The 20124-nt window shown below is 37.5% G+C and carries 20 protein-coding genes; 13 read left to right on the top strand and 7 right to left on the bottom strand.

Features of this window, described 5'->3' with window-relative positions; all coding sequences use genetic code 11:
* Positions 1-32 precede the first annotated feature (32 nt).
* Positions 33-1235, bottom strand: coding sequence for a 5-aminolevulinate synthase (gene hemA, locus QMN76_RS09190; protein ID WP_034340706.1), 1203 nt, complete (start codon positions 1233-1235; stop codon positions 33-35).
* Between the two features lie 100 nt (positions 1236-1335).
* Positions 1336-1785 (bottom strand): hypothetical protein, encoded by a 450-nt coding sequence (locus QMN76_RS09185; RefSeq protein WP_034340406.1) that lies wholly within the window; start codon positions 1783-1785, stop codon positions 1336-1338.
* A 488-nt stretch (positions 1786-2273) separates the two neighbouring features.
* Between QMN76_RS09185 and gap the strand changes: the two genes are divergently transcribed.
* The 7 genes from gap to QMN76_RS09150 all read left to right on the top strand — a co-directional run bounded on the left by gap (position 2274) and on the right by QMN76_RS09150 (position 8764).
* Positions 2274-3293: a type I glyceraldehyde-3-phosphate dehydrogenase gene (gene gap / locus QMN76_RS09180; RefSeq protein WP_034340404.1), complete on the top strand. Its 1020-nt coding sequence runs from the start codon at positions 2274-2276 to the stop codon at positions 3291-3293.
* 2 nt (positions 3294-3295) lie between these two features.
* Positions 3296-4525: a phosphoglycerate kinase gene (locus QMN76_RS09175; protein WP_282024475.1), complete on the top strand. Its 1230-nt coding sequence runs from the start codon at positions 3296-3298 to the stop codon at positions 4523-4525.
* 330 nt (positions 4526-4855) lie between these two features.
* Positions 4856-5449 carry a GIY-YIG nuclease family protein gene (locus QMN76_RS09170; protein WP_282024472.1) on the top strand — a complete coding sequence of 198 codons (594 nt, stop codon included), beginning with the start codon at positions 4856-4858 and terminating at the stop codon, positions 5447-5449.
* A gap of 100 nt (positions 5450-5549) precedes the next feature.
* Complete coding sequence (locus QMN76_RS09165) at positions 5550-5996, top strand: MarR family winged helix-turn-helix transcriptional regulator (protein ID WP_282024470.1); 447 nt, start codon at positions 5550-5552, stop codon at positions 5994-5996.
* Positions 5993-6454, top strand: coding sequence for a hypothetical protein (locus QMN76_RS09160; RefSeq protein WP_034340393.1), 462 nt, complete (start codon positions 5993-5995; stop codon positions 6452-6454). The genes QMN76_RS09165 and QMN76_RS09160 overlap by 4 nt, the downstream gene beginning before the upstream one ends.
* Before the next feature lie 128 nt (positions 6455-6582).
* Positions 6583-7401, top strand: coding sequence for a carbon-nitrogen hydrolase family protein (locus QMN76_RS09155; protein WP_282024468.1), 819 nt, complete (start codon positions 6583-6585; stop codon positions 7399-7401).
* A 46-nt stretch (positions 7402-7447) separates the two neighbouring features.
* Positions 7448-8764, top strand: a complete 1317-nt coding sequence (locus QMN76_RS09150) for an APC family permease (protein ID WP_282024467.1) — start codon at positions 7448-7450, stop codon at positions 8762-8764.
* Positions 8765-8844: 80 nt separating this feature from the next.
* On the opposite strand, the gene QMN76_RS09145 is transcribed toward QMN76_RS09150, so the two are convergent.
* Together QMN76_RS09145 and QMN76_RS09140 are read right to left on the bottom strand one after the other, a co-directional pair.
* Complete coding sequence (locus tag QMN76_RS09145) at positions 8845-9306, bottom strand: RidA family protein (protein WP_034340384.1); 462 nt, start codon at positions 9304-9306, stop codon at positions 8845-8847.
* An 11-nt stretch (positions 9307-9317) separates the two neighbouring features.
* Complete coding sequence (locus tag QMN76_RS09140; RefSeq protein WP_282024465.1) at positions 9318-10865, bottom strand: TSCPD domain-containing protein; 1548 nt, start codon at positions 10863-10865, stop codon at positions 9318-9320.
* Between the two features lie 340 nt (positions 10866-11205).
* Between QMN76_RS09140 and QMN76_RS09135 the strand changes: the two genes are divergently transcribed.
* The 6 genes from QMN76_RS09135 to QMN76_RS09110 all read left to right on the top strand — a co-directional run bounded on the left by QMN76_RS09135 (position 11206) and on the right by QMN76_RS09110 (position 15646).
* Positions 11206-11574, top strand: a complete 369-nt coding sequence (locus QMN76_RS09135; RefSeq protein ID WP_034340378.1) for an NADH-ubiquinone oxidoreductase subunit NDUFA12 family protein — start codon at positions 11206-11208, stop codon at positions 11572-11574.
* Positions 11575-11592: 18 nt separating this feature from the next.
* Positions 11593-12114 (top strand): outer membrane lipid asymmetry maintenance protein MlaD, encoded by a 522-nt coding sequence (mlaD, locus tag QMN76_RS09130; RefSeq protein WP_034340376.1) that lies wholly within the window; start codon positions 11593-11595, stop codon positions 12112-12114.
* A gap of 12 nt (positions 12115-12126) precedes the next feature.
* Positions 12127-12333 (top strand): hypothetical protein, encoded by a 207-nt coding sequence (locus QMN76_RS09125; RefSeq protein ID WP_034340373.1) that lies wholly within the window; start codon positions 12127-12129, stop codon positions 12331-12333.
* Positions 12330-12872 (top strand): DUF2155 domain-containing protein, encoded by a 543-nt coding sequence (locus QMN76_RS09120; protein WP_282024462.1) that lies wholly within the window; start codon positions 12330-12332, stop codon positions 12870-12872. Before QMN76_RS09125 ends, QMN76_RS09120 begins: the two co-directional genes overlap by 4 nt.
* 158 nt (positions 12873-13030) lie before the next feature.
* Positions 13031-13552: a disulfide bond formation protein B gene (locus tag QMN76_RS09115; protein WP_282024460.1), complete on the top strand. Its 522-nt coding sequence runs from the start codon at positions 13031-13033 to the stop codon at positions 13550-13552.
* 57 nt (positions 13553-13609) lie between these two features.
* The gene (locus QMN76_RS09110; RefSeq protein ID WP_282024457.1) at positions 13610-15646 is read left to right on the top strand and encodes an NAD(+) synthase; all 2037 of its coding nucleotides are present in this window, start codon (positions 13610-13612) and stop codon (positions 15644-15646) included.
* Positions 15647-15711: 65 nt separating this feature from the next.
* On the opposite strand, the gene QMN76_RS09105 is transcribed toward QMN76_RS09110, so the two are convergent.
* The 3 genes from QMN76_RS09105 to QMN76_RS09095 form a co-directional block, all read right to left on the bottom strand.
* Entirely contained in the window at positions 15712-16407 is a 696-nt protein-coding gene (locus QMN76_RS09105; protein WP_051462073.1) for a tetratricopeptide repeat protein, read from the bottom strand.
* Positions 16408-16756: 349 nt separating this feature from the next.
* On the bottom strand, positions 16757-16954 hold the full coding sequence (locus tag QMN76_RS09100) for a hypothetical protein (RefSeq protein ID WP_034340364.1): 198 nt from the start codon (positions 16952-16954) through the stop codon (positions 16757-16759).
* A 77-nt stretch (positions 16955-17031) separates the two neighbouring features.
* Positions 17032-19983: a glycosyltransferase gene (locus tag QMN76_RS09095; RefSeq protein WP_282024452.1), complete on the bottom strand. Its 2952-nt coding sequence runs from the start codon at positions 19981-19983 to the stop codon at positions 17032-17034.
* Positions 19984-20124 lie beyond the last annotated feature (141 nt).

The raw sequence follows: 20124 nt of genomic DNA, 5'->3' as shown, positions 1-20124 counted from the left end.
TCATAATTTTTATATGATCGCTTTTTTGATTTTTATAGTAGAGCTTTTAAAGCTGTCACCATCTCGTCCATCATTTCATTGGTATGAAATGGATTGGGAGTTAGCCGTAATCTTTCTGCTCCTTTGGGAACGGTTGGATAATTAATTGGGGTCGCATATAAAAAATATTCTTCTAATAGGCGGCGACTAACTTCTTTACAACGTTCTGCACCTTCAATCATAACAGGCACGATATGGCTTTCGGTTTTTAAAAAAGGAATATCTGCATCTTTAAGCTTGTTTTGAAAAGTATGAACGCGTTCAAAGAGTTTTTCCCGACGCCAATTTTGTTGACGCACTAAACGAATACTGGCTAATGCAGGGGCAATGATTGATGGAGGGAGGGAAGTGGTAAAAATAAAACCAGAAGCTGCCAATCTTAAATACTCAATAATTTCCTTCTTGGCTGTCACGTATCCACCATGAACACCAAACCCTTTGGCCAAGGTGCCTTCGATAATATCAACTTGATCTGCCACATTGTCTCGTTCAGATACCCCACCACCTTGAGCACCATATAATCCCACAGCATGGACCTCATCAAGATAGGTTAAAGCATTATATTTACGTGCCAGCGCACAAATCGCACCAATATCAGCGATATCGCCGTCCATTGAATAAACGCTTTCAAAAGCGATTAATTTGGGTGCTGATGCTGGAGCTGCCGCCAGTTTTTCCTCTAGATCTTGTAAGTCATTATGTTTAAAAATAACACAATCAGAACCCTTGGCTCCTTTAATTCCGGCAATCATAGAGGCGTGGTTTTGTTGATCTGAAAAAGTAATCCACCCTCCAGACATACTGGTCAGGATTGTTTGTAAACTGGCTTGATTGGAAACATAGCCTGATACAAATAACAATCCTGCTTCTTTACCATGTAAATCAGCCAGTTCAGCCTCAAGAGCCACATGTAAAGGGTGTGTTCCTGCGATATTACGTGTTCCACCAGCCCCAGCGCCATATTCCTGCACAGCAGTAATCGCAGCATTCATGACCTCTGGATCAACACCCATTCCAAGATAGTCATTTGAAGACCAGACTATAACGGGTTTATCTTGTTGTGGTAAGTTTCCCTTATCATAAACAGGATAATGTGCAGATCGCCTGCTTAGCGAAGTAAATCTGCGATAACGACCCTGTTGTTCGATTTCTTGTAATGCGGTTTGACAATATGCGTAAAAAGGATGCACAGGCATCGCATGCTCTGTCACTGGAACTTACTCCTAAAATATAATAAAGTTATTTTTCTTAAGTGCATAACTTTATAAGTCTCTCTATTACTTTTAAAATAGTATTTTATTGTATATTGACTTGAACCACGTTCTTTTGCACGGAACCATCAGCTTTTGCCGTCATATGAATCTGTTGTGGTTTAGCTCCAGCTTTGACAATGGCCTGAGCAACATCTTGAGCATTTTGTTGAATGGTTTTTTGCATTTGCTCTTGTTGTGCATCAGGGGTCTGAGAAATCGGGGTTAGGATGGTTACAATAAACATCGCATCTGATTTTCTTTGTAATGCGTCTTTGACCAAGCCTGTTAACGGTTTGCCCCACTGTTCTGCAGGTGTCCCTTGAACAATTTCAATTGGCGGAGCCGGTGGAGGAGGTGCAGGAGGCGCAGGGGGAACATAAGGAATAGGTTTACGCCCAGCACTGGGGTTAAAGGTTCTTTGATCAATAAGTTGGCAACCGCCAAGTATTAAAAGGCAGCTGGTGCCCATAATGATTTGAGAATATTTGGTCATATTTTATACTATTTACAAACGATCTGTATTGATAGAGTTCATTTTAAAAAGAGTAGCTTAGTTAAGTAATGCACTTAGAGTTTTGCTTTTATCATATTCAAAAGAACATTGTCTGCAAAATAAGTATGAAATTGGAAATAAATTCAGAATAACAGGGTAAATTACACACAGATTTACCATCATAGGAAATTATAAAATTTAATACAATCTTATATTTGTAAAAAAAACGTGTAAGTATAGTGACGCTTTATAATTTTCGATTTTAATCAAAAAAATATTGACACGTCTAAGATAAAGTTTTCACACTAAATTATACTAAGAAAATCAAAAAAATTTTAAATGATATGAATATGTATATTTTCTATTAAAAGTCATTAAAAAACTGTGACGGATTTTTAAAATTTGAGTATGATGATGAAGGCTTAGCAGACTTATGGAACATGGCGTTAGTTCCGAGTAATTAATATATATTAGGAGATTTTATTATTATGGCTATTAAAGTTGCAATTAACGGTTTCGGTCGTATCGGTCGTTTAGTATTACGCAGTATTATTGAAAAAGGCCGTACAGACGTAGAAGTTGTATTAATCAACGATCTTGGTAGTGCAGAAGCAAATGCACATTTATTAAAATATGATACCGTTCATGGTCGTCTTCCTGCAGATATTACGGTTGAAAATAATACCATGACCATTAAGCATGCAGGTAAAACTTTTGGTCCAATTAAAATTACCGCTGAAAGAGATCCAAGCAAATTACCGCTTCAAGGTGTTGATGTTGCTATGGAATGTACAGGTTTGTTTACAAGCAAAGCTGCTGCGGGTGAACTTTTAAAAGCTGGTGCTCGTAAAGTATTAATTTCTGCTCCTGGTAAAGAAGTTGATGCAACCGTTGTTTACGGTGTGAACCAACAAGTTATCACAGGTGACATGACTGTCATTTCTAACGCATCTTGTACTACAAACTGTCTTGCACCTATTGCAAAAGTACTCGTGGAAACCGTTGGTATTGAATTCGGTAGCATGATTACCATTCACTCTTATACAGGTGACCAACGTACAGTCGATACATTGCACAAAGATTTACATCGTGCACGTGCTGCTGCTCAAAATATTATTCCAACAACAACTGGTGCAGCAAAAGCGGTGGCTCTTGTTATTCCTTCATTAAAAGGAAAACTAGACGGTATTGCCATTCGTGTGCCAACACCTAATGTTTCTTATGTTGCACTTGAATTCGTTCCAAGCAAAATTCCAGGTTCAATCGAAGAACTAAATGCATATTTCAAAAAAGCAGCTGAAGGCGAATTAAAAGGCATTCTGGCTTATAATGACGAACCATTGGTCAGCTCTGATTTCAACCACACATTTGTATCTTCTACATTTGATGCAACTCAAACAGGGTTTATTGAAGGTGGTAAAATGATCCGCGTTGCTGGTTGGTATGATAATGAATGGGGTTTCTCTACTCGTATGTCTGATACAGCAGTATTGTTAGGAAGCAAATAATCATGGTTGATCAAAAAGCGTTTAAAACGCTTGATGATCTTGTTGATTGTAAAGGTAAAAAAGTCTTATTGCGTGGGGATTTAAACGTTCCCACTCATGATGGCAAAATATCCGATACCACAAGATTAGAGCGTTTAGCACCTACCATCCAAGAACTTGTGAAAAAAGGTGCTAAGGTTATTATATGCAGCCATTTTGCTCGTCCAAAAGGCAAAGTGGTTCCAGAAATGTCTTTACGTCCAGTGGGCGAGGCATTGGCTTCTATTTTAAAGTTGCCAGTTGCTTTTGCAGATAACTGTGTTGGTCCAGATGCTCAAAAAGCTGTGGATGCAATGAAAGACGGAGATGTTCTTTTACTTGAAAATACTCGTTTCCATGCGGGTGAGGAAAAGAACGATCCTACATTATCTCAGGACTTGGCTGCATTGGCTGATGTCTATGTTGATGACGCATTTTCTGCGGCTCATCGTGCACATGCATCGACAGAAGGGGTAACACGTTATCTTCCTTCTTTTGCTGGTCGTTTGATGGAAACAGAACTAAATGCGCTTAGCCGTGCATTGGAAAATCCAAAACGTCCAGTCGGTGCGATTGTCGGTGGTTCAAAGATTTCGACGAAACTTGACCTTTTATCCAATATGATCAGCAAAGTTGACGTATTGGTAATTGGTGGGGCAATGGCGAATACATTCCTTGCTGCCCAAGGCGTTAAGGTTGGTAAGTCATTACAAGAAGCAGAAATGCATGATACAGCCCGTGACATTATGAAAAGTGCACAAGCTAAAGGTTGTAAAATCCTGCTTCCTGTGGATGTTGTTGTCGCTGGTGAGTTGAAAAATGACCCAGTAACGAAAATTGTTGATGTGAATGCTGTCCCTGATGACCAAATGATCTTGGACGTTGGGCCAAAGACTGTTGAATTGTTGAACAAAGCGCTGACCGAACTGAAAACTTTGGTTTGGAATGGGCCTTTGGGTGCGTTTGAATTTACACCGTTTGATAAAGCAACCAATGCTGTGGCTCAAGAAGCTGCAAAATTAACCAAAGCTGGCAAGCTGGAAAGTGTTGCTGGTGGTGGGGACACGGTTTCTGCATTGAAACATGCAGGCGTTATCCATGACATTTCTTATGTTTCCACCGCTGGTGGAGCATTCCTTGAATGGTTAGAGGGCAAAGCCCTTCCTGGTATTGTCGCCTTGACGACACTAGCACGAGAAAGCTTTCCTTTATAGGATATAAAAAAAGGGCTGAGTTTTCAGCCCTTTTTATTTGTTTATCTCATAAATGTTTATAGTTAGTCTTAATATAATTAAAGTGAGGATAGAAAAATGCTTGATATTTGTCATTTAATGTCTGCATACGATTCTCAATTTTTTAAACATAATTATAAAATTAAGTATGTTAGGCATAAAGATTCACGAAATCAGTACAAAACTATATTTCAAAATTATTTTAAAGAAACTGCATTGCTTGAATATTAAAAGTCTCAACCAAAGCCCGTTTTTAAAGGGTTAGATTATATTATAGTTTTTGTTGGAATAGAGGGAACTAAAGCATTATTTTTGAGTGTTTTTAAAGTTGGAAAAGTTATCCCACAAAGTGACTGTTTTTACTATGAGCTTGAAGAAATGAATACTTTTCAAGATCTGAAGTTTAGAGCAGTGATTGATTGGGGTAAAGCAACGCAAAGCTGGCATCAAAATGTTAATGAAACTAACAAAAAACAGGTGATTGAAATTTACCCATCTGGTTATGTTGGTAATTTTTCAGGTTATAATGATGTTCTTTTATCGTTTGTAGAATTAGAACGTTTAATTCGAAATCAAGATTCAAATAAAGATTGGTATTATCCTTTATCAACCATTAGTGCTGTATATTTAATTTATAATAGTTCAACAGGAAAACAATATGTTGGCTCTGCTTCTGGTGAAAGTGGTGGATTATGGGGAAGATGGTTGAATTATGTTCAGACAAAACATGGTGGAAATAAAAAACTTATAGAAATTTATAAAGAAAATAAGAATCAATATTTAAATTTTGTATTTTCAATTTTGCTTGTTTTACCCAAAGGCATGAGTAAAGAAGCAGTGATAAAATATGAAAATTTATATAAGAAAAAGCTTGGCAGTCGAGCTTATGGGTTAAACTCAAATTAATTGAATATATTTTATGTTTTATTCCGTTATTTTTATATAACATTATTGCTAATATAAATATATTGACAATATATTGTCATATTGTTAACTTATTGTCATTATGACAATACAAACTATATCTCAACAAAATAAAATTATTATCGGGCTTTTCAGAGCCTATCACGATATCAGCTTGATCGGCGACCAGTTGGCATCAGAGCATGGGTTGACGACATCAAAATGGAAAGTGTTGGGGGCGATTCGGTTAGAAAATACGGCATTAACAGTGCCACATATTGCGCGGCTGATGGGGTTAACGCGTCAGGCGGTGCAACGAACCATTGATGAGTTGTTGAAACTTGAATATATCCAACAGCTTCATAACCCTGCTCATAAAAAATCATCGCTGTTTCAATTGACTGAGATTGGTGAAAAGGCCTTTGATGCCATTAATAAAGAATGGGAAAAAATGGCAGTGAGTATTTTTAAAAATCTTAACAAGCAGGATATTGATATTACTGTAAAGAGCTTAACGGATATCATTGCCACAATTGAAAATATGAAATGACAAAAAAGCAAGTCCTGTCCCTTATCCATCGTATTACTGGGGTCATGGCCTTAGTGATTTTATTAATCTTTTGGCTTTCAACTGTTACGTCAGAATTAATAGGGAACATTGATTATATCAAAAGCGTAAAATTTTTAATTCCTTATGGTTTTTTCATTCTTATACCTGCATTAGTCGCAACAGGAGGAACAGGGTTTAATATTGCAGGAAAAATAAATAATAAGACTGCTTCTAATAAGAAAAAGCGCATGTCGTTAATTGCATTAAATGGTCTTTGTATCTTAATTCCCTGTGCTTTATATTTGCGTTATCTTGCTGTTCATGAACAGTTTAATTCCATATTTTTAATTGTACAAATGATTGAGCTCATTGCTGGTGGGGTGAATATTGTGATGTTGATACTCAACGTAAAGGCAGGAATAATTTTAACAAAAAATAAACCTATAAAAAAATCTTAATAATAAATCCATCACACTCTAAAGATTATTTTTAATAATAATATATTTTATTCTTAACATATAAAGATATTTTGTTATCATAAAATGAAGTTTTGAGTAATTTTAGTAAAGATAACGAGGTGAAAGTGATGGAAATTGAGCTGGTTCAGTTGGAATGTAAAGATGGTGATCTGGAATATAATTTAAATAAAGTTCGTCGTGCAATTAAGAATAGTTCAGATGCAACGGATATTATGGTGTTTCCAGAAACTTATTTAAGCGGCTTTCCTACGCAAGAAAATCTTAATATGGTTTCTCAAAGTTTGGATGGTTCCGGCATCCAGCAATTAAAATCCCTTTCCAAAGAAAAAAACATTGCTATTACCGTTGGTATGGCAGAGGCACATGAAGGTAAATTCTATAATACCACCGTGTTCATTACACCAGAAGACGGATTGTTGGCTTATTATCGTAAGACGCATTTATGGCTTACTGATCATGGTATATTTGATGCTGGGGATCGATATAGCTGTATTGAATGGCGAGGGGTTAAAATCGGTTTTCTGATTTGCTTTGATATTGAATATCCTGAATCTGCACGTGCTTTGGGTGAGTTAGGAACCGAGTTATTGATTGTTACCAATGGGAATATGGACCCTTATGGATTAACGCACAGAACTGCGATTATGGCCAGAGCACAAGAAAATCATATGTTTGCGGTGATGACTAATCGTGTTGGATTGGGAAATGATGGTTTGGTTTTTCATGGGGGCAGCTGTGTGGTGAATCCAATGGGACAGTTGTTATGTGAGGCGGGTCGTGAAGAATGTAGTATAAGAATGAACATAGACCCCAAACAAATGACTCAATTTCTAACTGAATTTAATTATTTAAAAGAACGTAGAATGAAGATAACGGGTCAGAAAATACAACATCATACCAAGCATTCAGATTGGATTATTTCTTAATAAATTCTTAGTTTTTTAATTATATATATTTATAGGGAATAAACCTATGCCTCATTTAACACGAACTCTTTCATTAGCAGCAGTGGTTTTATTCGGTGTTGCTTATATGGCCCCCATTATTGTTCTGGGAACGTTTGGGGAGTTGGCTAAAGAGACAAGGGGCAATGTCCCGATGGCTTATTTGGCTGCTGCTGTGGCAATGTTTTTTACTGCGTTAAGTTACAGCCATATGGCGAAAGCTTATCCAGTAGCAGGCTCTGCATATACTTATGTGCGTCGATCTATCAGTAATAAACTGGGATTTCTTGCAGGTTGGGTTATTTTATTAGATTATTTCTTTATACCGATGGTGATATGGTTGATCGGAGCATCCTTTTTACATGATGCGTTTCCGAGCGTTTCTTTGAGTCTTTGGTTAATTGCTTTTATTGTTGTGACAACGGTGATTAATGTGATTGGTTTGGAATTTGCGAAAAGTGTGAATAGCCTTTTAATGATTATTCAAATATTAATTATTGCGGCGTTTGTTACTTTGAGCATTCACTATGTAACTACGGATGGCACGACCCCTTTATTTTCGTTAAAACCTTTTTGGAATGAATATGCGCATTTATCCTATATCTTGGCAGGTGGAGCGGTTGCTTGTTACTCATTTCTTGGGTTTGATGCGGTAACAACGCTTGCCGATGAAACAAAAGATCCACAAAAAACAATCCCAAGAGCAATTATTTTGGTGACTTTGGCGGGAAGTGTTCTTTTTATTGTCACCTCTTATTTTGTGCAATTGGCGCATCCTTCATTTGTTTTTCAACATATTGATTCCGCAGCGATGGAAATTGCAAAAAAAATTGGTGGGGATGTGTTTGTTTCATTCTTTCTGATTGGTTTAGTGGTTGGGCAATTTGCTTCTGGTGTTTCTGCACAAACCAGTGCGTCACGGTTACTATATGCGATGGGGAAAGATAATGTCATTCCAAAGAATTTTTTTGGGAAATTAAATAATCGTTTTTCAACACCTACCAATAATATTTTTCTATGTGGAGTGATTGCGTTGATCGGCACTCAAATAGATGTGTTAACCGCCGCGTCTTTTATTAATTTTGGGGCATTCTTGGCGTTTATGTTTGTCAATTTATCGGTTATTAATCATTTTTGGGTCAGGGAAAAGCAACGTTCTGGTTGGCAAATTCTTTCTTATCTTATATTTCCAGTAATAGGCTTAGGAACGACTTTTTGGCTGTTTATTAGTTTAGATAAACTAGCATTTACACTGGGTATAATCTGGTTATGTCTTGGCATTATCTATTTAGCCTTTTTAACAAATATGTTTAAAAAAGATCCACCAGAAATGCAATTTGATTGATGTGACTATTATTAATAAAAAAAACCCTTTATCATGATGATAAAAGGGCTTTTTTAAAATATCAAAATAGCTTTATTAAACTATTTTAATTCAAACCATGCTTCGACTTCAACGCATGCATTCATAGGTAAACATGCAACTCCAAAAGCAGAGCGTGCATGTCGTCCAGCATCGCCCAGGATTTCTACAGCAAGGTCAGAGGCGCCATTCATAACAACGGCTTGTTGAGTAAAATCTGGGGTGCTGGCAACAAAGCCACCAAGGCGAACCAATCTTTTAATTTTTTCCAAATCAACTAAAGCAGCTTGAGCTTGTGCAAGGATATTGATCATACAAAAATGGGCTGCTTTGGCACCGGCTGCGACATCAACGTCTTTGCCTAATAATCCTGTTGCAAATAATTTGCCATCGACCAAAGGGAGTTGACCAGAGATAATCAAATTATTTCCGGTTTGCACGGTTGGTACGTAATTTGCTACGGGAGCAGCAGGGGTTGGCAGAATAATTTTTAATGCTTTCAAGCGTTCTTGTATGGTTGGCATACTGCTTTCCTTTAACTAACCAATTTAAATTTACGATTACGAGGATGGGGTGAAGAAGGAGGGGTTTCATCATCCTCTGGTAGTTCCAAAGGTAACATAGGAACCATATCCTCACCAACATGTAAATTATTGGGTGCATCAGCGAGGGGTTCATTTAAATAAACATCTGAAAGCACTCTGAAACTATAATCTAAGAATGATGTTGCATATAGAGCATTGGGATCACCCTCTACGGTGCCAGCAATTCCAAATCGACTATAGGCAAAGTGAGATACATAATCTTGTAAGGGGGCACCATATTGCAACCCAATACTGACGGCCTGACTTAAACTGTCGAGCAGACCTTTGACCATAGCACTTTCTTTGGTTGGGGTAATGGAAATTTCCCCAAGTGTTCCGTCTTCATATTCCCCAGTACGCAGAAATAATCCACGTCCCGCAATACTTGCTTTCTGGGTAATACCCTTGCGACGAGGTGGTAAAGGCCTTTTGGTTCCACGTGTCAGCATTGCTTTTTGAGATAAAGGATAAGTAATTTGATTTGGCCGTGCAGGCATATGGGTTACAAATCCAGCCAAAGCTTGATGCATAGCATAATGAGCTTGCTGTGATGGTGGCGTCAAGAGTTGCTCGCCTGCTAAAGAGGCTGCTAGAGCCGATTCTAATGTTAACCCCTTATGAGCTAATCTTGCCAGCGTGCTGAAATTTAATAAGCCATCTTCTCTTAAAGGCGAGAAAATAGGAGCAAGGCCGCATGCTTCTGACCCTAATAATAAATCAGTAGGATTGCCAGGCAAGGAAAAGCTGGTATCAATTCGCTCAAGGCGAGATGCTGGTTCTTCAGAAGCCAACGCCCATATATCTTTTGCTGTTGAAGTCAACTCTGGTAAAGCGTTCCAATCAGGAGATAAAGGAAGGAAATCAGCACCACATCCTGCGTTTGCTAATAATGTTGCAAAGCAAGCCAAGCAACACGCAATATCCCTACCGTCATGACTGTCATAATCAAAACCCAGTTGAGCCAAGCATGCATCTAGGTTAGACAAGTAAATAATGCCAGCACTTGGTTGAGGCGTTAAGTCAAATTGTTTATTTTGGCTTTGTTTATCAATCGATTCTGTAAGCTCTGTAAAAGGCAACTCGCCATTCACAAAGTTGGCTTGCTGTCTATATAAGATACGCAATGTGTGCCCAGCAATCTCTAATACATGGCGATAAGCACGGGCATCAAATCCTGCCTCAGCAGAAGCAAATGCGGCCAAATTAATGGTAATGCCCAGTTTTTGGCTGGTATCATTTTTCCAAATACTGGCATTTGGACAGGCTTGCCTATGTAATAGGATATGCTCCCAATCTTCCACTGTAAATTGATCTGTCTGTTCGCATAACGGGAACACCCAATTGGCAATTAAGATATCGGCCTTAATCGGGGATACATCCAACTGATGCTCGGGGCACAGTTCTAGTATCGCGGTTGCTGCGTTGTTTTCCCAATCTTCGGGAATGGTTACAGAGTATAAGGGGGCATCGGGATCAATCGCAGTTTGCAGATTGCGCATCCTGACGCTATTCCAGAAATGTTGTGCTTTCATAATAGATAAAGTGTAAGTGCTTTTTCATCATAATATAAGAGCTATATCGGCTTAAAAATTTATACAGCCCTATGGATATAGTGGATATTGTGGATAAAATTATCGATCGGTAAAAATATGCTTTTAAAGGGGCAAAATTACTTATTTACAAAGTTAGTATTATGCAGTTTAAAGAAAGGGCTGAAAAATTAATTGAAAAGAATTTTTGCTCTTTTTTAACGAAAAGGGTATATTTTTGTTTAAGAGAATTCTATACAAGAATTCAAAGTAACCGTTATTAATAGATTGAATATATTGAACTAAGATCATGACAACATTTGGAACACGCCTTCATACGATGTTTAAAGGACGTTTGGTCGGCAAAGATGCTGATGGACGCTCTTATTACGAATCTCGTAAGTTAACCCGCCTTGGCGGTGGTGAGCACCGTCATGAGCGTTGGGTTATTTATAAAAAAAATGAGGATCCTTCAGCGGTTCCTCCTGAATGGTGGGTATGGTTGCATCACGGTGCTGATGTTGCGGTCCCTGCCTCTAAACGCCATCCATGGCAAGCCCCTTATCATTCAAATTCAACAGGTAGTGCAAACGCATATCATCCACAAGGCAGCGATTATGCTGGTGGAAAACGTGCCAAAGCAACTGGGGATTATGAAAGCTGGTCCCCTGGGGAATAAGGAATAGAGTTTATCCATATGTTTGTTACGTCCTCAAAAAAAACACAGCAGATTATAGAGCTTATTACAGGATTAATTGTTATTGTTGTGTTTATCACAGCAGTTACTTTTGCAATTATTGGACATGGGCAACGCAATGATGGTGGATATTCATTAAAAGCTTCTTTTGAGCACATTGATGGGCTGGATGTTGGCTCTGATGTTAAATTAGCGGGGGTTACCGTTGGTCAAGTTACTGGTCAAAAGGTTAATCCAAAAGATTACAAAGCCACGGTTGTTTTTACTGTACGCCCCGATGTCAGTTTACCCACCGATACAGCTGCTGTGATTACGAGTGACAGTTTGTTGGGGGGGAAATACATTGATCTTTCCCCTGGCGGTGATGAAAAAGTTTTAAAACCCAATCAATTTTTAACCCATACGCAGGGTTCAATTAGTTTACAAGAATTACTTAGTAAATTTATTTTTTCTGTTACAGACAACATGTCAAAAACAGATAATAAAACAACAGGTGATAAACCTTCTGATAAATTACAATAAAGAGCAAAGCTGATGATAGAATACCCTGTATGGTTGCAATCAGATCAACAGCCTGTTCTTTGTAAAGAAAAAATTAAAATCCTGAATGAGAACTATGTCGAGTTAATACAAGTGATGCAAGATTCATTTGAAGATGCTTTGATCATGGGGGTTAATGAACAAGGTATGAGGGATTTATTAAAACAAATTGTGGATCAGTTACGGAGTCCTGTAGTGTGAAAAAGTTTTTGCTTGCTTTATCGATGTGTTCGTTTTTTTTGGTAGAGATGAATGCGTATGCAGATCCACCAGCGGCGAATACATCAGATCTGAATAAACAACCAGTAACACATGTAGATAATACTTGGTACAGTCAGCCTAAAGCAGAAATCCGTATTTTAAATAAACTAGAATCTAGCGTTACAAACTTAACTATTCCTGTTGGTGGATCTGCGCAATATAAAACGCTAACTGTTGCTGTTAAAAAATGTATTGTGCGTCCAATAACTGCTTCTCCAGACAGTGCAGCTTTTGTAACGGTAACCGACAGTCAATTGCCAACCAATCCTTTTGCAGCTTGGATCTTTGTAGCAGAGCCAGGGGCTTCAGTATTTGAACATCCTCTTTATAATGTGAGTATTGTTGGATGCACAGGTGAGATTGATAAAAATCCTATAGTAACGAAACCTTCTTCTGTTCCTGCTACAGAGCAAAAAGGGCAAGGTTCCCCTAATGATTTAGAACAATCTTTGGAACGCTCTATTCAATCTCAACACTAGAATTTATAAAAATAGATAACTTAAAAAGCCTTGAGTAGAAATACTCAAGGCTTTTTTCTATAAAACAAATTGAATATTTCATTTAATACGTGTTTGATTTATTATTTTATAGTAAAATACAAGACTTATATTTTTTATAGTTTTGAAGGCTTCTCATCGTGTCTTATCAACAGCGACAATATATCAAAAATCTTACGGGAATCTTTATCGTTCTGGCTGGAATATTCGCATTAGGATTTGCTTGGGTTGCCGAAAATATGTGGAATATGGCACCTTGTGGTTTATGTTTATTAGAGCGTTGGCCGTATCGAGTTTTAATCGCTGCAGGTGTTTGTTTATTGCTTGTAAGAGGAAGTTTTGTTGCTTGGGTCAAGGCAATTATTGTATTGACTTTATTGGTTTCTCTTGGGCTTTCTTTTGTACATATTGGTGTAGAAGAGGGGTGGTGGTCCAGTCCGTTACCTGAATGTTATGCTGTGGCCAGTCATGCTCAAGATTTAGCAACACGTTTTATGGATATGCCTGATCGTCCTCATAAACCTTGCGATTTACCTTCTTATTTATTTTCGTGGTTACCTATTTCTTTGACTATGATGAATGGTTTTTATTCTCTGGTATTATTATTTTGGATTGTAATAAGCAGTGAGATAGAAAAGAAACATTCTGGTAAATTTCGCTAATTTTAATATTGTTGTTGTATTTTTTGGCCTTTTAAATTATTTGCTGGAGCGTTTCTTTTGAAAAATTTCTATTCTATTTATGAACATAATTTATTAAGAGGAGCGACTTGTAACTTTGCTGTTAAATTGGCTGATCCTTTTGCCAATAGCCAACAAATTATCCAACTTGCTAACAATGTAGATAAGCAAGGGGGAGGTTTATGTGTGTTTCCAGAATTATGCCTAACAGGATACTCTATTGAGGATTTAAGATTACAACAAATTTTGTTAGAAACAACCGTCAAAACTCTCGGTAAGATTTGCCAGGATACGAAAGAACTATCCCCAGTTTTAGTGTTGGGTGCACCATTGGTTTTTAAAGGTGCATTATATAATTGTGGTATTGTTATGCATAAAGGAAAGATTTTAGGTATTGTACCAAAATCTTTTTTACCAAATTATCGTGAATTCTATGAGGCTCGTCAATTCATTAGTGGTCAATATATTCGTCAAGAAGAAATGAATCTGTTGGGGCAAACAGTCCCTTTTGGTATAGATTTACTTTTTACTGCCAAAGACTATCCAGACTTTGTTCTGGGAGTAGAAATTTGCGAAGATTTATGGGTGCCAGTTCCTCCAAGCAGTCATGCTTGCATGGCTGGGGCGACTGTCATTGCTAATTTATCAGCTAGTAATATTACGATTGGAAAGGCGGATAAACGAACTTTGTTGTGCCAAGCGCAATCAGCCCGAGGGATTTGTGCATATTTATATGCCGCAGCTGGACAAGGAGAGTCCTCAACGGATGTTGCGTGGGATGGGCAGTTATCTATTATAGAAAATGGTCAAGTGCTAGCACAAAGTGAACGTTTTCCCGAAGGGCAGCTTTGTTTAGTTGCTGATATAGATCTGGATATTTTACGACAAGAACGTTTACAAATGGGCAGTTTCCATCAAAATGAATCTGCGCGCTATCAATATCGCACTGTAGAGTTTACGCTCAATCCCTCATTGGAAGATATAGGATTAAAAAGACCGTTAGAGCGGTTTCCTTTTGTGCCTTCTGATGCCCACCGTTTGGAACAAGATTGCTATGAAGCATATATGATTCAAGTATCTGCGCTAAAACAGCGGATTCAAACTATTGGCGCCAAAAGGTTGGTGATTGGTATTTCTGGAGGGCTTGATTCGACTCAAGCATTATTGGTTGCTGTGCAAGTGGTTGATGAGCTGAAGATGGGAAGAGATTCCATCCTAGGTTTTACAATGCCAGGGTTTGGAACGAGCTCAGAGACAAAAAATAATGCTGAGGCCTTGATGGAAGCTTTGGGTATTCAGTGGCAATGTTTGGATATTCGCCCCGCAGCCGAACAAATGCTAAAAGATATGGACCATCCATATGCAAAAGGACAAGCAGTTTATGATATAACTTTTGAAAATGTACAAGCGGGGCTTAGAACGGATTATTTGTTCAGGCTGGCTAATCATCATAATGGTATTGTTATTGGAACAGGTGATTTATCTGAACTCGCACTTGGATGGTGTACGTATGGAGTTGGCGATCAAATGTCACATTATAATGTGAATGGGGGGCTTCCCAAAACGCTTATTCAACATCTTATTCGCTGGGTTATTCAATCAGAGCGTTTTTGTGATCAAGCAGGTGGAATTTTACAACGGATTATAGATACCGAGATTTCACCAGAGCTTATCCCTTCTCAGGATAACAAAACATTGCAAAGCACCGAGGAAAAAATTGGTCCATATGCGCTGCAAGATTTCAATTTATATTATATTTTACGATATGGGTTAAAGCCGTCCAAAGTTGCGTTTCTATCTTACTCTATTTGGTCAGATATTCAAAAAGGCACTTGGTTAGATGGTTTTCCAGAAGAGAAAAAGAAAGCCTATGCACTTGCTGAAATACGTCATTGGTTAGAAGTCTTTGTGAACCGCTTTTTTGCTTTTAGCCAATTTAAACGCTCTGCTATGCCTAATTCTCCTAAAGTCTCGGCAGGCGGAGGATTATCCCCTCGGGGAGATTGGCGCGCGCCATCTGATGGAAATGCAACGATTTGGGTGAATGAATTGCTGGAAAATGTGCCAGAGAAGTAAGGAACTGCTTGATATCTTGTAAAGTGTGTATGCTTTACAAGATATCAATATAATTTTTAATTTAATTATTTTTTATCGTGTAATCTTTTATAGTTTATACAGCCTTGCTTGCTGTTATTTTCACAAGCTTTTTGATAATTTTCTTCTGCAGCTTTTTTGCTTGAAGAAACATTTATACCATGCTCATAGATTGCACCAGTATTATTGTAAGCATCACCATAGCCTTGAGCAGCAGATTTGTTGTACCATTCGAGAGCTTTTTTACCATCTTTTTTAACACCTCTGCCATCTTGATACATGACACCAAGGTTATATTGGGCAACGGCATCCCCTTTAGCAGCAGCTTGTTCAAAGAGTTCTTTGGCTTTACTATAGCTTTTAGGAACGCCTAATCCTTTTTGATACATATCGCCTAGATTAATCATAGAAGCAACATTACCTTGAGCAGCAGCTTTTTCATACCAATCTCTGGCGGTAAAGTAATTCTTTTTTACACCATATTTTCCGTTTTGATAGACTTGCCCCAATAAGCTTTGGGCTACTACATCCCCTTGAGCAGCTCTTTGTTTCATTGTTTCAAGAAGTTGCGGCGTCATATTCGGCTGATTTACAAGATCCTTACTTGCAATTGCTTTTTCTTTTGCAACTTCAAGTTGTTGAGGCGTAAGGGGTTGTGTTTGAGGCACAGGTGTTTGTGCGAAAGCACCACTGGTAAAAAAGCTTAAACCAACTGCAGCAAGTAAAGTATATTTTAGTTTCATTGAAAATCTCCTTAATATATTATTTTTATTATATATTTTTATTATCTTATCGTCTTGATAGCTTTATTGCAATATTTAGTTACTTTTATTTTACATCTTTAAATAAGGCAATTTTAAGGAGAAACTTGGATTTTATTATGTTCTGTTCTTTTATCAGTGTGTATTTGATTCACAACTTTGTTTTTATGTTGGGTTATCGTATAGGTTGTTTTACCTGTGCTGAATTGTAAAATACTAATTTTTAAGCTGTGTTTAGATAACCATTCATAGTTAATACTCAGTCCATCGCCATCATTTTTGTTTACCAATCTTTGGTAAAGGATAGTGAAGAAGGTGTGAAGCATATGAGTTATTCAGGAGTTTGTCCTGCATAGTTCACCTTTTGATTTTCTAAAGCTTTTTGACGTTCAGGAAAAAAATCACCGAAACGGCCCTCATCAATTGCGGGATGATTTGCCCCTTGATAAATTTCTGGCACTAGATAATCAGAAAATTGTGGTGCATCAGCAAAGGCGGATAAAGGAATAAATAATACGAAAGCCGACAAAGATGTAATTTTGAATATGGGTTTTGTCTTGTAAAATAAAAGATCAATACGAAAGAGTATTGACCTTTTAAGAAGTGCTATTTGTTTTTATTAACCCAAGGAGACTCTTCTGGAAGAACAAGTTTAACCCAAGGATGCCGCTCGGCAAGATATGACGTTACTTTGGGTTTATGATAAGTTTGCTCAGTTACTGTGTTTGTCATAGAAGCAACATGTGCCCTATATTCAGCAATTGCATCTTTGACTTGTGTGCCTTGAATACCTAATTCTGCTAGGCGACACCAAATGTCATAATCTTCCCAGCCCATAGCATCGCGTTGGACATAGTAACCTCCAGCTGCCGCCCAAGCCCATTTAGCCAACATCACCATAGCATCAATATAATTGCCTACAGTTAAACGTAGTGGATGGTATGGTACGTGCCCACCGATGGCTTCGCCTGCACCAAAATGACGCAAGTGAGGATATGCATAACCAATAGCAGTCCCTTGAATCTTGGCTAAAAGTTTTTCACAACTATCAGGCAGTAACCGATTGTCAGCATCTAGCTGCATAGAATATAAAGTCTCACTGGCAGCAATACCGATATTACGAGCACCACCTAATCCAACATTTTTTAAAGAACGATGTAGTTGTAAGCGATTAAATCGGTTTTTATGTTCTTTGGCCCAAGTAATAATGAGTTCTACAGAATCGTCAGATGAGCCATCATCTACAACAATCAGATCTATATATTTTAATGTTTGTGCTCTAACTGATTCCATAGCCTCAATAATATAGTTACTATAATTATAAGAGGTAATTACAACCGTTACTTCGGATTCTTGCAAAGCGTCATGCTCAAAAAGAATTTCGCTTTCTGGAACAATTGGCATACCAAGGTTTTTATAGTCTTTGCGTGCAATGATAGTCTCCATTGCTTGTGCAGCACCTTTTTCTCCAGTCAAGCTTAACATCATTGTATCGCACAGATGAGACTGACGTTGTATACCAAAATTCCATAAAACATCATGATATGCATTTTGTGCCACTTGGCGACGCAGTGACGGATCATCAATTAACGTAAGTAAATATGTTTCCCATTCTTCAGTATTTTTAGCTAAAAAACCAGTAATACCATGTTGAATACAACGCGTTAAAGGCCCTGTAGGAGATACAACTGAGCAGACATTTGCCAAGGCTGCTTCAAAGAATTTAAGCTCACTTTTGGCATTGCAAAAAACATTTTCTGCTTCCAAAGGCGCAATTGAAATATCAAAGCGTGCTAGTTCTTGAGGAAGTTGTTTCAAAGGAACTGTATCTCGCCACTCAATGCGATCTTGGAAATCATTAAGTTCAGGAAACTCATTCATATGCAGAATGGGGCGATGATTTTCAGGCTCTCTGAATAAAACTAAACGGACATCTGGACGTTTTCTAAAAATTGTTAATAGCGCAGGTATGACTAAAGCAAAGTCGCGTTGGTGGGTGCGTGTTCCAGAAGCATAGCCAATTCTGATGTAATTATCATTTTTATTGGCTATTTTGATACGGCTAAAAAAGCGAGAAATACGCACGCAATCATCATCAAAGATATTAGGTAAAATAAAAACTAAAGGCCCTGCATGCTTTGGCATAAGCTCTTGAGCCATATGTTCGCGCATTTCTTGGGTAGTTGCAGTGGCAAAGTCTGTACGCATCAAGGTTTGCTTCATATTGCCAAAGGTACGGGATGTTTCGGCTTCTGTCGTGCCAATTGTACGAATACCATCAATGATTTCAATATAAGCAAAATGAGGTTTGAAAACGATATCGTCAGCGTCGAAAGCTGTTAGAGTCCCATATTCTTTTGCAAGCTCTACGATACCAAGGATATGACCACTAAATTCAACACGCCATAAAATCAATATATCTGCCCATTGAATATCATCAGGAGAAACATCTGCAGCATTAATTACTTTTGCTTCATGCCCAGCTATAGTACATGCTTCGGCATTGCGATAGCATCGATAAATAACGCCAGGAGTATTGGGTTCACCTGCAATAAAAATAATATGACGAGGATGCTTTATGAGAATATTTTTTTCATGATCCTGTTGTGAAATAGAAAGTTGATGGTAGGTGTTAGTATAAATTTCTAACTGTTGGGACAGACTATGGTTTTGCTGCGTCAGGTTATGATTTTGTTGGGACAGACTGTGGTTTTGCTGCGTTAGGTTATGATTTTGTGCACGCAAAGTTTCTATTTTTGTAGAAGTTGTTGTCTGAACATGTTCTAAAGAACTTTTATAAGCTTTTTCTCGATAATAAATATCTTGTTGCAATAAATATGTTTCTGTTTTTGCTTTTAAAATTTGTTCTTTATTATTTATTTCTTGGGCATTGTTTGTTTGTGTTTTTAACTGCCAATAATCATCCAATAAAGCACAGTGTGTTTTAAATACTTGTTCTAGTTTTGGTGTATTTTTTAAAGAGAAAAGCTCATTAAGAGCGCTGTTTTTCGGAATGCCTGTATATAAAGTAAGGAGACCATCTTGGTGTGACAACTCAAAATGAGGATAAGAATCTTTCCACTGATTAATTAGCTTGCGATTTTCTTTGGCAATTGAATTTTGGCTATACAGATTATTGAAAATAAATATTGTATCTGTAGGTACATTTGTTTGGATTGTCGATAAGTGGGGATTACTTTTGATCGTTTGATTACTAATATCTATATAGATCAAAGAGAAAGAAGAAAGCGGTATTTCTGAGGTCAGAGGAATTAGTATTTCGGATGGTAAGGAACTTTTAGGATTTGCAGCAATTCCATAACATTGACTAGAAATGCCCAAATTATATATTAATGTGCAAAGATTACCTTGAGTGTTGCGATCTGTAGTATCAAAAATTGCTATTTTTTTAGGTGTTGTATTTTTAGTTAACCATGCCAAAAAAGCTTGGTGTGGGAGTGGGTTTTGTTGGAAAATAGGCAAAGTAAACCAATCATCATAGTAGCTCAGTATGTCTTGCAATGAAATAATGCTTGAAGATGAAGGTTTGTAAGTCATGGTTAGGATCATTCCTGTTCAGTTATATTATAATTTGAGTGATACAGTTTATTTCTTGAAAAGCAAGAAGGGTAGTGAATTTAATATATAAATTTACATTTACATATATAAAAAACTATTTATGTTGTTTATTTACTATTT

Origin of the sequence: Commensalibacter papalotli (ex Botero et al. 2024) (genome assembly GCF_947179115.1) — a bacterium.
In the GTDB taxonomy this organism is placed as follows: domain Bacteria; phylum Pseudomonadota; class Alphaproteobacteria; order Acetobacterales; family Acetobacteraceae; genus Commensalibacter; species Commensalibacter papalotli.
This window is presented reverse-complemented; position numbering and strand designations above follow the sequence as displayed.